Consider the following 13,223-nt stretch of genomic DNA (forward strand, 5'->3'; position numbering starts at 1 on the left):
GAACCAAGCCTGCTAAGTGCCTGTTATTGCTTGGTAAATCTGGAAAGTCCCGGATTTCCTCGGGTTCGGGCTGTCAATGCTCTATATTATTTTTTTGGCGCGAGCGGGCTCTTGATCTTCGTTCCGTCGGCTTTCTAAACATGCGCCATGCCTCGGCTCCGGGGCATCGGTTTTCGCGTGGTTTCGCGTGCGGTTCCGGTCGTTGCGACCAGGGTACCGCTGGAGCTTATCGCTAGTTTGAAATGTGGGCTGGAAGCGGGTGCTTTCGGCCGCGGGAGAGGTGTGTTCGCGTGACGGGAACGGGGGAAGCAACCGCAGCAGCCGTGGAAGCCGCGTGGGGGCGCGTGCGCCACAACCTGCGTCTGTCCGCAGGGCAGCGGCTGTTCGACCGCTGGCTGAAGCCGATGGTGCTGCTGTCGGACAGCGACGCCGACATGGTGCGCCTGGGCCTGCCCTCGGCGTTCATGACGAACTGGGTGAAGAGCCACTACGCCGACCGGCTGCTGTTCGAGTTCCGCGCCTGCCTGCCGGAGATCCGCACCGTATCGGTCGAGACCGTGAGCACGCTGGAGCCCGCGCGCGTGCTGACCGGCGAGTCGATCGCGCCTGCGGTCCCCGTGCCGGGCGCGACGCTGCTGGCCGATTCGCCTGCGCCCGCCCCGGCTGCCGAGCCCGTGCCCGCGCAGCCGATCGGCGCGCCGGGGCGCTCGCAGTTCGACCCGCGCTTCACCTTCGACCGATTCGTCGCCCATGATTCGAACCGGGTCGCGCGCAACGCGGCTAAGCTGCTGGCCGAGCCCGGCGTGCCCCGGTTCAGCCCGCTCTACCTTCACAGCGGCACAGGCCAGGGCAAGACCCACCTGATGCACGCGATCGGCCACGCGTTCCTTGCGGCTAATCCGCAGGCGACGGCGATCTACATGCCGGCCGAGCGCTTCATGTTCGAGTTCGTGAGCGCGGTGCGCGCCCGCGATACCCACAGCTTCAAGGCGCGGCTGCGCGCCGTCGACCTGCTGATGATCGACGACCTCCAGTTCGTGGCCGGAAAGGACGCGACCCAGGAGGAGTGCTTCCACACCGTCAACGCGTTCATGGACGCGGGCAAGCGGCTGGTGATCGCGTGCGATCGCAGCCCGCACCTGCTCGACGGGGTGGAGAGCCGGCTGGTGTCGCGCCTGGGTGCGGGCCTGGTCGCCGACATCAAGCCGCCGGCGCTGGAACTGCGCCATGCGATACTTGCGCGCCGCTTGGCGGAGAACGCCGCGGTGCCGGTGCCGGCCGATGTGCTCGACCTGCTCGCCAGCCGCATCCACGGCAGCGTGCGCGAGCTGGAAGGCGCGTTCAACCGCGTCGTCGCCTATGCGCAGCTGATCGGCCAGCCGGTGACGATGGACTTCGCGATCCAGACCTTGGGCGAGATGCTCCAGGGCCCCAAGAAGCGAATCACCATCGACGACATCCAGCGCGCGGTTTCCAGCCACTTCGAGCTCAAGCAGCTCGACCTGATCTCCGCGCGCCGTGCGGTCGCGATCGCGCGCCCGCGCCAGATCGCGATGTATCTCGCCAAGCGGCTCACAACGCGCTCGCTGCCGGAGATCGGCCGCAAGTTCGGCAACCGCGATCATTCGACCGTCATCCATGCGGTCAAGCGCATCGAATCGCTTCGCGGGCTGGACGGCGAGATCGACGGCGCCGTCCGCCAGCTGATGCGGCAGCTCGAGGGCGCCTGAGCGCCGCGCAGCTGGATCGGGCTGCTCCCTGCGACGACCGCCCCTAACGGCGCGACGTCGGACGGGGCCGCAGCTGGTCCAGCGCATCGGCGTTGTCGCGGCCCCAGGCGTACAGCAGCTCCACCGGCTCGACGAAGCGGCGCCCGAGCGGCGTCAGCGCATATTCGACCGCTGGCGGAATCGTCCCGTGGACATGGCGCGTGATCAGGCCGCTGTCCGCCATCTCACGCAGGGTCTGCGTCAGCATCTTCTTCGAAATGCCGGGCAGGCTACGGAGCAGCACGCCGGTGCGCGCAACCCCTGCGTGACGGACATGCAGGGTGTGCAGCACCATGCTCGTCCATTTGGTGGCAAAAAGCTCCAGCGTGCGACGGGGCGCGCAATCCTCGCGCCATTCCTCGTCGGCCGAACCGATCTGCATGTGGGTACCTCCTGGTGCCTATGTCCCTGAATGGTGCCGTCTAGAAGCCTTGCTCCGGGCTGCCTAGCTGGGGTGCCAATCGGACAAGGAAGCAGGATCATGACGAAGACGGGATTGGTGGTGGGCGCGAGCGGGATCGTGGGCAGCGCGACGACCGAGCTGCTGCTGGCGGAGGGCTGGCGCGTGCTCGGCCTCGCGCGGCGGCCGCAGGCGCAGTCCGGCGTGACGGCCATCGCCGCCGACCTGACCGACCGGGACGCGACCGCGGCGGCGCTCGCAGGCGTGCAGCCGGATGCGGTGTTCATCACCACCTGGGCGCGCCAGGAAAGCGAGGCGGAGAACATCCGCGTGAACGGTGCCATGGTCCGCAACCTGCTGGACGCCCTGCCGCCGACGCACGGGCCGCGCCACGTCGCGCTCGTCACCGGGCTGAAGCACTATCTCGGGCCGTTCGAGGCCTATGGGAAGGGCGCTCTCCCGCAAACGCCGTTCCGGGAAGAGCAGGGGCGGCTCGACGTGCCCAACTTCTATTATGCGCAGGAGGACGCCGTGTTCGCAGCCGCCGAGCGCGATGGCTTCTCCTGGAGCGTCCACCGCCCCCACACGGTGATCGGCAAGGCGGTGGGCAACGCCATGAACATGGGAACGACGCTGGCGGTTTATGCGACACTCTGCCGCGAAACCGGCCGGCCGTTCCGCTTCCCCGGATCGGCGGCGCAGTGGGAGGGGCTCACCGACATGACCGACGCCCGACTGCTCGCCAGCCATCTGCTCTGGGCAGCGACGACGCCTGCGGCGCGCAACGAGGCGTTCAACGTCGTCAACGGCGACGTCTTCCGGTGGCAGTGGATGTGGGGGCGTATCGCGCAGTGGTTCGGGATCGAGCCCGCGCCGTTCGACGGCACGGTGCAGCGACTGGAAGCGCAGATGGCCGGTGATGCCGAACTCTGGCGCACCATCGCAGCGCGCGAACAGCTTGCGGAGCCGGACCTCGCCCGACTCGCGTCTCCCTGGCACACGGATGCGGATCTCGGCCGCCCGATCGAAGTGGTGACCGACATGGGCAAGAGCCGCAGGCTCGGCTTCACCGGCTACCAGCCGAGCGACGATGCCTTCTTCGCTCTGTTCGAGCGGCTGCGCGCCGACCGGCTGATCCCCTGAGGGACGCCGGCCGGCGCGCGGCAGGATCGGCTCAGACCTGCAGGCCCAGAGCCTCCTGAGCCGAACGCAGCGTCGGGGCGGCAAGCGCGGTCGCCCGGCCGGCACCCTTGGCCAGGGCCGCCGACACCGAGTCGCGATCGTCGAGCAGCCGGGTCAGCCGATCGCGGATCGGGCCGAGCACGGTGACGGCCAGGTCCGCGAGCGCGGGCTTGAATGTCCCGAAGCCTTGGCCGGCGTATTGCTCCACCACCGACTGCGGCGTCGCGTCGGCGAGTGCCGCATAGATGGTGACGAGGTTCTTCGCCTCTGCCCGGCCTTCCAGCGCGTCGAAGCTGTCGGGCAGGGGATCCGGATCGGTGCGCGCCTTGCGGAACTTGGCGGCGATGGTGTCGTCGTCGTCGATCAGGTTGATGCGGCTCATGTCCGAGGGGTCGGACTTGGACATCTTGGCCGTGCCGTCGCGCAAGCTCATGATGCGCGGGGCGGCTGCGGAGATCAGCGGATCGGGCAGGGGAAAGAGCTCGACGCCGGTGTCGGTGTTGAACTTGGTCGCGATGTCGCGCGCCAGCTCCAGATGCTGCTTCTGGTCCTCGCCCACGGGCACGTGCGTCGCCTTGTAGGCGAGGATGTCGGCGGCCTGGAGCACCGGGTAGGTGAAGAGACCGGCGCTGGCACCCTCGCGGTTCTTGCCGGCCTTGTCCTTCCACTGGGTCATGCGGTTGAGCCAGCCCATGCGGGCGGTGCCCATCAGCAGCCAGCACAGCTCGCTATGCGCAGGCACGCGCGCCTGGTTGAACAGGATCGAGCGGTCGGGATCGATGCCGGCCGCCAGCAGCGTGGCCGCCATGCCGATGGTGTTGTCGGCGAGTTCCTTGGGATCCTGCGCGACGGTCAGCGCATGGAGATCGGCCAGGAAGAACAGGCAGTCGTCTCCCGGCTGCATCGCATCCTGCATCGCCACCCACTGCTTGATGGCGCCCAGATAGTTGCCGAGGTGCAGATTGCCGGTGGTCTGGATGCCGGAGACGACACGCATCTTGTGGTCCTTGCGCTTGGGCGGTGCAGCGGCCGCCGATCAGTTGGTGCTGCGGCGCCGGATCAGCGCCTTCACGTCCGCCACCCGGAACGCGCCGGTGACGAAGCAGGCCAGTCCATAGATCGCGCAGCCGGTTCCGACCAGCACCACCAGGGCTGCGTACCGCATGGCCATCGGGCCGACCAGATAAGGGTCCAGCAGGCTCTCCAGGCCGAACACGGCAGCTCCCATCAACAGCGCCGCGAGGGCGAGCCGGGGAAGCCGGCGGCGCAGTTGCGCGTCGACGGCGAAATGCCCGCGCTTGCGAAGCGTGCGATACAGCATCGCGACATTGACGGTGGAGGCGAGTGCGGTCGCGAGCGGCGGGCCGACATGGCCGAGCAGCGGGATCAGGACGATGTTGGCAGCGATGTTCACGCCCACCGACCACATCGCATAGCGCACCGGGGTGCGGGTGTCTTGGCGCGCGTAATAGCCGGGCGTCAGCACCTTCACGAGCACATAGGAGGGCAGGCCGACCGAAAAGCCGGCGAGCGCCCAGGCGCAGGCGCGCGTATCTGCCGCGTCGAACTCGCCATATTGGAACAGTCCGCGCACGATCGGCTCGGCCGCGACGATCAGCGCCACCATCGCGGGCAGCGTCAGGAATAGTGCGAGTTCCGTGCCGCGGTTCTGCGTCTCCATCGCCTCCACATCGCGCCCGGCGCCCAGCAGGCGCGAGATGGTGGGGAGGAGAATGGTGCCCAGCCCGATCCCGATCAGCCCAAGCGGCAACTGGTTCAGCCGGTCGGCATAGTAGATGTACGAGATCGAACCTGCCGCGAGCAGCCGGGCCGCAAGCGCGCTGGAGATCAGCAGGTTCACCTGCGACGCGCCTGCTCCCATCGCAGCCGGCAGGATGAGCTTCATCAGCCGCTTCACTTCGGGGTCGAGCCGGGGGAGGCGTGGGCGAAGCGAGACGCCCGACCGGCGGCATGCCAGCGCCAGCCAGCCGAGTTGCAGCAGCCCGCCGATCGGGATTGCCACCGCCTGCGCGCGCGCGGTTTCGTACGGATCGCCGTTGAAGAAGACGAGCGCGGTGACCATCGCGATGTTGAGCAGGATCGGCGCAGCGGCGTTCACCCAGAACTTGTCGAGCGAGTTGAGGATGCCGCCCAGGAGCGATGCCAGCGAGATCAGCATCAGATAGGGGATGGTGATCCGCGACAGCTGCACCGCAAAGGCGAACTGGTCGGGCGTGGCGTTGTTGAAGCCGAGCGACATCGCCCAGGTGATCGGCCAGGCCGCGATCAGCATGACCGCGGTGAAGCCCAGCAGCACCGCGAACAACATCGAAAGCGCGCGCTCTGCGAAGTCCAGGCCGGCCGAAAGCTCGCCGGTCTCGCCGACCTTGCGGTTGAACATGGGGATGAAGGCGGCGTTGAACGCGCCTTCCGCGAACAGCGCGCGGAACATGTTGGGCAGGCGGAACGCGATCGTGAAGGCGTCGGAGGCGAAGCTCGCCCCCACATAGCGCGCCTGCAGCGAATCGCGAACCAGAGCCAGGACCCGGCTGGCGAGCGTAAGCCCTCCAACCGAGCCGAGAGTGCGAACGAGCTTCATTCCGGTCAGCCGCCTTGGTCAGCCCGTCCGCAGGTCAGGGGTCAGGCGTGGCCGATCGTGCCGGCTGCGTTGCCCGACAGTTCGCCTGCAGCCGCCGCCGCCTGCTGCATGTAGAGCGCGCCGAAGTCGATCGGCTCCAGCATCAGCGGCGGGAAGCCGCCGTCGCGGACCGCGTCGGCGAGCACGCGGCGCGCGAACGGGAAGATGATGCGCGGCGCTTCGGCGAGCAGGAACGGCTGGAGGTGCTCGTCCGGGATGTTGCGCAGGCCGAAGAGACCGGCGTAGCTCAGCTCGATGAGGTAGAGCGCCTGGCCCTCGACGTCCGCACGTGCCTCGATCTTGAGCACTACCTCGTGCACGCCCTCGCCGACGGTGGTCGCGCCGATGTTGAACTGGACGTCCAGCTTGGGCTGGCCCTGCACCTGGTAGATGCCCGGCGCATTCGGGTTCTCGAACGACAGATCCTTCACATATTGCGAGAGGACGCCGACCTGCGGCTGATTGTCGGCACCGTTGGCGAAGCTTTCGTCGAGGCCGGCGTCGTTCTGGTCGTCCATGGGAATTTCCTTGCTGAAGGATAGCTTTGCGGCCTGCCGCGTTTTTCGGCTCGGCGCCTAGCAGGCGATCGGCGCCAGTTCAACGGCGGCGCCCGTGCGATGGGCCGCCCGCAGCCATTTGAAACTGGCCCTGCTTGCCCCTATGTTGGTCGCGTCAGATTTGGGAGGCGAAGTGCTGGTCGTTGTTCTTCTGGGAATGGTCGCGGGGTTCCTCGCACTGCGTCTCTACGCGGTGCTGGGCAAGCGCACCGGCCATGAACAGCCCCTTGCCCGCCCCGCCGAGGAGCGCGTCGGCGTGCCGCCGGTGCCCCGCACCATCGACGTGCAGCCGGAGCCGCGCGACGTCGCCCAGCGTCATGTCGAGCCCGCGGCCGAAAGCGGCCTGCGCGCGATCGTCGCGAGCGATCCGACGTTCGACGTCGCCGAGTTCCTGGAAGGCGCCAAGTCCGCCTACCGCATGATCCTGGAAGCTTTCTGGAAGGGCGACCGCGACACCCTGGCCTGGCTGACCGAAGCCGAGGTGCAGACCGCGTTCGCCGCTGCGATCGACGCGCGCGAGGAAGCGGGCCACACGCTGGACAACCGGCTGGTGTCGATCGAGCGCGCGGTGATCAGCGACGCGAGCGTTGCCGGTGGGCTTGCTCGCGTCACGGTGCGCTTCGACGCCGACATCGCGGCCGTCACCCGCGATGCGGAGGGCCAGGTGGTCGCCGGCTCGCTGACCGACGCGGTCGAGACGCACGACGTCTGGACCTTCGCACGGATGCTCAAGAGCGGCGATCCGAACTGGAAGCTTTCCGACACCGACGAGGCGTGACCTCGATGCGGATGTGGGGGGCGGCGGCACTGGCGGTGCTGCTGGCGGGTTGTTCGAACACGATCGTGCCGCGTGGCATGGAGACGGCGCCGGCGCCGGCGCGTCCATCTACCACCCGGCCGCCGTCGACGGCGCTGCCGGTGCGGCAGCCGGTGGCGGCGACGCCGATGGCACCCGCTGCGGTCGCGCCGGTCGCGGGGGCGGTGACTGCGGCTGCGAGCGGCGTCCTCGCCGGACCGTCCAGCTTGCCGATCACGCCGGAAAGCGCGGCGCGGGCGCTGGCGGCCTTTCGTATCAGTTGTCCTTCGCTCGTCCGCCGCACCGATGCGAGCGGCCTCACGCAGCCTGGCGATTGGGTCGCTGCTTGCAATGCCGCAGCGACGGTGCCGGCAGGCAACGCGATGCAGTTCTTCGCCACCCAGCTCGAGCCTGTTCAGGTGGGCGAGGGCCGCGCCTTCGCGACCGGCTATTTCGAGCCCGAGATCGCGGGGTCCCGCCGGCGCGAGCGCGGCTATGACGTGCCCGTCTATGCAAAGCCCAGCGATCTGATCGAAGTCGACCTCGGTCTGTTCTCGGACGCGTACAAGGGCAAGCGGATCCGCGGCCGGGCCGAGGGCAGCAGCTTTGTTCCCTATTACGACCGCACCCAGATCGAGGAAGGCGCGCTGGAAGGCCGCGGCCTGGAGATCGGCTGGGCGGCGGACCCGATCGAGTTCTTCTTCCTTCAGGTCCAGGGTTCCGGTCGCCTGCGGCTGCCGGACGGGTCCGTCATGCGGATCGGCTATGCCGGCCAGAACGGGCGCGACTATACCGGCATCGGCAAGCTGATGAAGGACCGCGGCCTACTCGGGCCCGGTCAATCCTCCATGCAGGGTATCGTCGCATGGCTGCGCGCGCACCCTGCGGAGGGGCGTGCGATCATGCGCGAGAACAAGAGCTTCGTGTTCTTCCGCGAGTTGACGGGGGCCGGGCCGCTCGGCGCTCTGGGCGTGCCGGTGACGGGCCAGGCGAGCGTTGCGGCGGATCCGAAGTTCGTGCCGCTGGGCGCGCCGGTGTTTCTGTCGATGGATCGCACCGATGCGACGGGACTCTGGGTCGCGCAGGATACCGGCGGCGCGATCAAGGGCGCCAATCGCTTCGACACTTTCTGGGGCGCCGGGGACGAGGCGCGGGCGATCGCGGGCGGCATGTCCGCGCGTGGCACCGCATTCGTGCTTCTGCCCCGTGGCGCTCTGGCGCGGCTGAATGCAGGGCGCGGTGGTCGGCCGACGCCTTAGCGAGGGCGAAGCGGCGCTCTGGGCGCGCGTAACCGCGGGCCTGAGGCCGCTGCACGCTGCGCCGGCGAAGCCAAAGCCGCTTCCCCCGCCACCAGCACCACCGCCGCCCGAGCCCAAGCCTGGGAAGCCGCCCCGGGGCCGGATACCCCCGTTGCGCGCGGCAGTGCCGGCGCAAGCTCCCTCGCCGCAGGTCTCAAATCTTCTCGACGGCAGCTGGGACCGCCGCCTCTCGCGCGGGCTTGTTGCGCCCGACAGCAGCTTCGACTTGCATGGGCACAGCCTGGCCTCGGCCCACGCGATGCTGGACCGCGCGCTGGAGCGGTCGATCGGGCGCGGCGACCGGGTCCTCCTGCTCGTGACGGGACGTGCACCCCGCCCGGACGCGGAGCGCCCCTTCGCGCGCGGGGCGATTCGCGCCGCCGTGCCGGACTGGCTTGCGGCGTCCCGCCACGCGGACCGGATCGCCGCGGTGCGCGGTGCCCACCCCCGGCATGGAGGTGCGGGTGCCCTTTACGTCATTTTGCGGCGCCCGACGGTACGTGGGCGCTGAAAGTTAACTTTTTCGCCGCACGCTGCTGCCCGAACGGAAGCGCAGACGGGAGGCGTTCGGGTTGCCACACGCGAAGTCGCTCAAACGCCGCGCAATCGTGTTCGCCGCCTGCGCCGGCGCGGTCAGCTTCTTTCTCGCCCTTTTGGCGACCACCCATGGTCGGCTGGATGCGCTGACCGCGTCCAGCGCACTGATCCCGGCGGTGGTGTGCGCGACCATGTGCTGGGCCTCGGCCGAACGGCACGTCTCCACCACCGCGGGTGCGGTGGACGAGGCCATCCTGAGGCTGAGCAAAGCGACGCGGGGCGATCTTCAGAGCCCGATCCCGCGGCCGGTGTGGAACTTCGTGCCAAGTCTCGCCCGCGCCATGCAGGCATTGTTCGATCAGCTGCGCACGACGCTCGAGGCGGTGGAGCGCGCCGCGCAGATCGACACCGTGACCGAACTGCCCAACCGCTCCCATTTCCAGCGACTCGTCGAGGCGCGGCTGGAGCGGCTGGGGCGCATGCAGCCCAGCCCGCCAGCGGCGTTGCTGTTCCTGGACCTGGACCGGTTCAAGGCGGTCAACGACACCTATGGCCACGCGACCGGCGACCTGCTGCTGGCGCAGGTGGGGGAACGGCTTCGTCAGGCAGCCGATCACTTGTCCGGGGAACTGCCGGAGGACCAGCCCATCGTCGGGCGGTTGGGGGGCGACGAGTTCAACATCCTGCTCTGCGGCCAGGCGGCAAGGGACCCGAAGCGGGTCGCGCTGGGCATCCTGAACGTGCTGGATGCGCCGCATCGACTTCTCGATTGCGAGATCCAGGCCGGCGCTTCGATCGGGATCGCGCAGTGGCCGGCGCACGGTTGCGACTTCGTCGATCTTACCCGGGCCGCCGACACCGCGATGTATGCCGCAAAGGCGGGGGGGCGGGGGCGAGTCCACGCCTTCGATGCGCAGCTCGCCGCCGCGCTCGCCGCGCGCAAGACGCTGGAGCAGGAGCTGCGGCGTGGCATCGATCGTGGCGAGTTCGGGCTGGTGTTCCAGCCGCAGGTCCTTGCCGTGACGGGCTCTGCCTGCGGGGCCGAGGCGCTGGTGCGCTGGCATCATCCGGACGGCATGCGTTTGCCGGCAAGCTTCCTGCCCTGCGCGGAGGAGACGGGGCTGATCATCGAACTGGGCGACCAGATCATCCAGGAGGTGGCGGCGACCATCGGGCGATGGCACGCGAAGGGAATCCGCCATCGACTGAGCGTCAACATCAGCGCGAGCGAGCTCGACCATGCGAGCTTCGTGCGCAAGCTGCGCAACGCGGTCGCAAGCGCCGGCGCGCCGGCGTCCATGCTCGAATTGGAACTCAAGGAGTCGCTGCTGATGCGATGCAGCGAGGACGCGCTGGACGCGGTGACGGTGCTGCGCGGAGACGGCGCCAGCGTGGCGCTCGACGATTTCGGCACCGGCTTTTCGAGCATCGCGCGCCTGCGCGAGCTTCCGATCGACCGCGTGAAGCTCGACCGGGCTCTCACCATCCATGTGGCCGAAAGCGATGAAGCGCGCGCGATCGCGCAGGCCCTGGTGGGATTGGTCCACGGTCTCGGCTGCACGGCGGTTGCCGAAGGCATCGAGAGCGCGGAGCAGGCGAAGATGCTGCGTATGATCGGCTGCGACGTGCTGCAGGGCTATGCGATCGCCGCGCCCATGGAAGAGGAAGCATTCCTCGACTGGCTCGATTCGCCCGCGGCCGGGCGCCGCCTCGCCGGCTGAAGCTCAGCCGAGTGCGCGGCGTATCAAGGTCGCGTAGATCGCCTGAAGGCTGCGAAGATCCTCTACTGCTACCGCCTCGTCCAGCTTGTGCATGGTGGCGTTCAGGAGCCCGAACTCCACGGTGGGGCAGAGCCGCGAGAGGAAGCGCGCGTCGGAGGTTCCGCCGGTGGTCGACAACTCCGGCGTGAGGCCGGTGTGTTCGCGGATGGCATCCGCGATCAGCGTCGAGAAGGTCCCCGGAGGCGTCAGAAACGCCTCGCCCGAAACCTTGCCGACGACATGGGCATCGGGCGTGTGCCGCTCCACGATCGCGCGGATGCGCTCCACCAGCGCTTCGCCGCGATGCAGGTCGTTGAAGCGGATCGACAGGCGGGCGGACGCCCGACCGGGGATGACGTTGGTGGCGAGGTTGCCGACGCTCAGATCGGTCGCCTCCAGGTTCGACGACTGGAACCACTCGGTTCCTTCGTCGAGGATCAAGGCGTCGATCTCCGCGAGGGCCCTGACGAGACGGGGGACCGGATTGTCCGCGAGATGCGGGTACGCCACATGTCCTTGGCGGCCGTTCACGTCGATCCAGATGTTGACGGAGCCGCGCCGCCCGATCTTGATCATGTCGCCCAGCCGGCCGGTGGAGGTGGGCTCGCCCACCAGGCAGAGATCCGGTGCCAGGCCGCGCTCGGCCATCCGATCGATGATCGCGCGCGTACCGAAGACGGCGGGGCCTTCCTCGTCGCCGGTGATCAGCAGCGACAGCGTGCCCGCATCGACCGGCACTTGCGCGCAGGCCGCGACGAACGCCGCGACGGCGCCCTTCATGTCGACGGCGCCGCGTCCGTAGATCAGCCCTGCGCGTTCCTCGCCCGAAAAAGGTCCTGCGGTCCAGCCGTCGCCCGCCGGAACCACGTCGACGTGGCCGGCGAACGCCAGGTGGCGGCCGCCGCTGCCGCGTACCGCGATCAGGTTTTCGACGGGGCCATCCGGAGCCTCGCCGCAGACGAAGCGATCGACGTCGAACCCCAACGGACGCAGCGCCGCTTCCAGCACGTCGAACACCGGCCCGCGGGCAGGGGTGACGCTTTCGGCTGCGATCAGTGCCTTGGTAAGTTCGACGACGTCTGCCACGCTGGTTCCTTCAGATGATGGAGGGGGCATTGCCCAAGCTCGAACTCGATACAATCCCGCAGACCAACGCGACCGGGTATCCGGCGCCGTTCGGGGAGGCGGTCCGGGGCCGCTGGTACCGTCGCCTGGCGCCTGCGGCCGGCCTCGAAGATTTCGGTGTCAGCCATGTCGTCCTGCGTCCCGGCGCGTGGTCGTCCCAACGGCACTGGCACGAAGGAGAGGATGAGTTCGTCGCGATCCTGTCGGGGGAAGCGGTGCTGGTCGACGACACCGGCGAGACGACGATGCGGGCCGGCGACTGCGCCGCATTCCCCAAGAACGACGGCAACGGGCATGTGCTGCAGAACCGCAGCGATGCCGACTGCGTCTTCGTGGCCGTCGGGCGGCCAGCGCAGAGCCGCTGCCACTATCCGGACATCGACATGGTGCTGACGCCCGGGGAGGGCTATCGCGTGGGCGGAAAACCGGCCTAGGGGGCGTCGGTCGCCTGTTCGAACCGCTCGATCACCCATTCCTCTTCCTGGGCGCTCGCGATCCAGTCCTGCATCCAGCGGTGGGAGAGTACCGCCTGCATATAGGCCGCGGCGAACGGCGGCATCGGAATCGAATAGGTGACGAAGCGGGTCACCACCGGCGCGAACATCGCATCCACGGCGCCGAACTCGCCGAATAGGAACTCGCCGGTGCCGCCGAACCGCGCGCGCGCCTGCGCCCAGAGCTCCAGCACCCGGGTGACGTCGTGCACCACGTCGTTGTCGAGGCGGGCAGGCGGATAGACCTGACGGATGTTCATGCTGTGCTTGCGGCGAAGCGCCTGAAAGCCGGAATGCATCTCCGCGGCCATCGAACGCGCCATTGCGCGCGCGGCCGTGTCCGCCGGCCAAAACCGTTCGCCACCCGACTTCTCGTTCAGATATTCGACGATGGCCAGGCTGTCCCAAACCACCACATCGCCATCCCACAGGATCGGCACCTTGCCCGAGGAGGGGGCGAACTCGTCGCCCTCGCGTCGGCGGTCCCAGCCCTCGTCGTAGAGCGGGACGACCATTTCCTCGAACGGAAGCCCCGAGAGCTTGGCCGCGAGCCAGCCGCGAAGAGACCAGGAGGAATAGGCCTTGTTGCCGAGGATGAGCTTGAGCATGCCGCGGTCTAGCCTGCCGCTTCCCGCAACGGAACCGCCTTGCGACAATTCCGTTGGCG

General features: G+C 68.6%; 13 protein-coding genes. 7 read left to right on the top strand and 6 right to left on the bottom strand.

Annotated features, from left to right (window positions below; all coding sequences use genetic code 11):
- Positions 1–242 precede the first annotated feature (242 nt).
- Entirely contained in the window at positions 243–1,730 is a 1,488-nt protein-coding gene (gene dnaA, locus EO081_RS03405; RefSeq protein ID WP_129340507.1) for a chromosomal replication initiator protein DnaA, read from the top strand.
- Positions 1,731–1,773: 43 nt separating this feature from the next.
- On the opposite strand, the gene EO081_RS03410 is transcribed toward dnaA, so the two are convergent.
- Positions 1,774–2,151, bottom strand: coding sequence for a winged helix-turn-helix transcriptional regulator (locus tag EO081_RS03410; RefSeq protein ID WP_129340508.1), 378 nt, complete (start codon positions 2,149–2,151; stop codon positions 1,774–1,776).
- Positions 2,152–2,250: 99 nt separating this feature from the next.
- Between EO081_RS03410 and EO081_RS03415 the strand changes: the two genes are divergently transcribed.
- The gene (locus EO081_RS03415) at positions 2,251–3,312 is read left to right on the top strand and encodes an SDR family oxidoreductase (RefSeq protein ID WP_129340509.1); all 1,062 of its coding nucleotides are present in this window, start codon (positions 2,251–2,253) and stop codon (positions 3,310–3,312) included.
- A gap of 31 nt (positions 3,313–3,343) precedes the next feature.
- Here EO081_RS03415 and trpS read toward each other — a convergent pair whose 3' ends face one another.
- Genes trpS through secB form a run of 3 tightly spaced genes read right to left on the bottom strand, consistent with a single transcriptional unit; the run spans position 3,344 to position 6,507 of the window.
- Positions 3,344–4,348, bottom strand: coding sequence for a tryptophan--tRNA ligase (gene trpS / locus EO081_RS03420; RefSeq protein WP_129340510.1), 1,005 nt, complete (start codon positions 4,346–4,348; stop codon positions 3,344–3,346).
- Between the two features lie 39 nt (positions 4,349–4,387).
- Positions 4,388–5,950: a murein biosynthesis integral membrane protein MurJ gene (gene murJ / locus EO081_RS03425; RefSeq protein ID WP_129340511.1), complete on the bottom strand. Its 1,563-nt coding sequence runs from the start codon at positions 5,948–5,950 to the stop codon at positions 4,388–4,390.
- 41 nt (positions 5,951–5,991) lie between these two features.
- On the bottom strand, positions 5,992–6,507 hold the full coding sequence (gene secB / locus EO081_RS03430) for a protein-export chaperone SecB (protein WP_129340512.1): 516 nt from the start codon (positions 6,505–6,507) through the stop codon (positions 5,992–5,994).
- Between the two features lie 172 nt (positions 6,508–6,679).
- On the opposite strand from secB, the gene EO081_RS03435 reads away from it, so the two are divergent.
- The 4 genes from EO081_RS03435 to EO081_RS03450 all read left to right on the top strand — a co-directional run bounded on the left by EO081_RS03435 (position 6,680) and on the right by EO081_RS03450 (position 10,898).
- A complete protein-coding gene (locus tag EO081_RS03435; protein ID WP_129340513.1) occupies positions 6,680–7,324 on the top strand; it encodes a Tim44/TimA family putative adaptor protein in 645 nt (214 codons plus the stop codon).
- A 5-nt stretch (positions 7,325–7,329) separates the two neighbouring features.
- On the top strand, positions 7,330–8,601 hold the full coding sequence (gene mltA, locus EO081_RS03440) for a murein transglycosylase A (protein WP_129340514.1): 1,272 nt from the start codon (positions 7,330–7,332) through the stop codon (positions 8,599–8,601).
- Positions 8,602–8,764: 163 nt separating this feature from the next.
- The gene (locus tag EO081_RS03445; protein ID WP_311720195.1) at positions 8,765–9,151 is read left to right on the top strand and encodes a Smr/MutS family protein; all 387 of its coding nucleotides are present in this window, start codon (positions 8,765–8,767) and stop codon (positions 9,149–9,151) included.
- Positions 9,152–9,212: 61 nt separating this feature from the next.
- Complete coding sequence (locus tag EO081_RS03450; protein ID WP_129340516.1) at positions 9,213–10,898, top strand: putative bifunctional diguanylate cyclase/phosphodiesterase; 1,686 nt, start codon at positions 9,213–9,215, stop codon at positions 10,896–10,898.
- Positions 10,899–10,901: 3 nt separating this feature from the next.
- Here EO081_RS03450 and dapE read toward each other — a convergent pair whose 3' ends face one another.
- Positions 10,902–12,053: a succinyl-diaminopimelate desuccinylase gene (gene dapE / locus EO081_RS03455; protein ID WP_129340517.1), complete on the bottom strand. Its 1,152-nt coding sequence runs from the start codon at positions 12,051–12,053 to the stop codon at positions 10,902–10,904.
- On the opposite strand from dapE, the gene EO081_RS03460 reads away from it, so the two are divergent.
- Positions 12,053–12,496: a cupin domain-containing protein gene (locus EO081_RS03460; RefSeq protein ID WP_129340518.1), complete on the top strand. Its 444-nt coding sequence runs from the start codon at positions 12,053–12,055 to the stop codon at positions 12,494–12,496. The genes dapE and EO081_RS03460 overlap by 1 nt on opposite strands.
- Here the strand turns inward: EO081_RS03460 and EO081_RS03465 are convergent.
- Positions 12,493–13,164: a glutathione S-transferase family protein gene (locus EO081_RS03465; protein WP_129340519.1), complete on the bottom strand. Its 672-nt coding sequence runs from the start codon at positions 13,162–13,164 to the stop codon at positions 12,493–12,495. The genes EO081_RS03460 and EO081_RS03465 overlap by 4 nt on opposite strands.
- Positions 13,165–13,223 lie beyond the last annotated feature (59 nt).

The sequence above is a fragment of the Sphingomonas desiccabilis genome (assembly GCF_004135605.1).
In the GTDB taxonomy this organism is placed as follows: Bacteria; Pseudomonadota; Alphaproteobacteria; order Sphingomonadales; family Sphingomonadaceae; genus Sphingomonas; species Sphingomonas desiccabilis.

Excerpts from the sequence above, each read along its gene's own strand:
- dnaA (WP_129340507.1), top strand. The coding sequence starts at position 243 with ATGTGGGCTGGAAGCGGGTGCTTTCGGCCGCGGGAGAGGTGTGTTCGC.
- EO081_RS03410 (WP_129340508.1), bottom strand. The coding sequence starts at position 2,151 with ATGCAGATCGGTTCGGCCGACGAGGAATGGCGCGAGGATTGCGCGCCC.
- EO081_RS03415 (WP_129340509.1), top strand. The coding sequence starts at position 2,251 with ATGACGAAGACGGGATTGGTGGTGGGCGCGAGCGGGATCGTGGGCAGC.
- trpS (WP_129340510.1), bottom strand. The coding sequence starts at position 4,348 with ATGCGTGTCGTCTCCGGCATCCAGACCACCGGCAATCTGCACCTCGGC.
- murJ (WP_129340511.1), bottom strand. The coding sequence starts at position 5,950 with ATGAAGCTCGTTCGCACTCTCGGCTCGGTTGGAGGGCTTACGCTCGCC.
- secB (WP_129340512.1), bottom strand. The coding sequence starts at position 6,507 with ATGGACGACCAGAACGACGCCGGCCTCGACGAAAGCTTCGCCAACGGT.
- mltA (WP_129340514.1), top strand. The coding sequence starts at position 7,330 with ATGCGGATGTGGGGGGCGGCGGCACTGGCGGTGCTGCTGGCGGGTTGT.
- dapE (WP_129340517.1), bottom strand. The coding sequence starts at position 12,053 with ATGCCCCCTCCATCATCTGAAGGAACCAGCGTGGCAGACGTCGTCGAA.
- EO081_RS03465 (WP_129340519.1), bottom strand. The coding sequence starts at position 13,164 with ATGCTCAAGCTCATCCTCGGCAACAAGGCCTATTCCTCCTGGTCTCTT.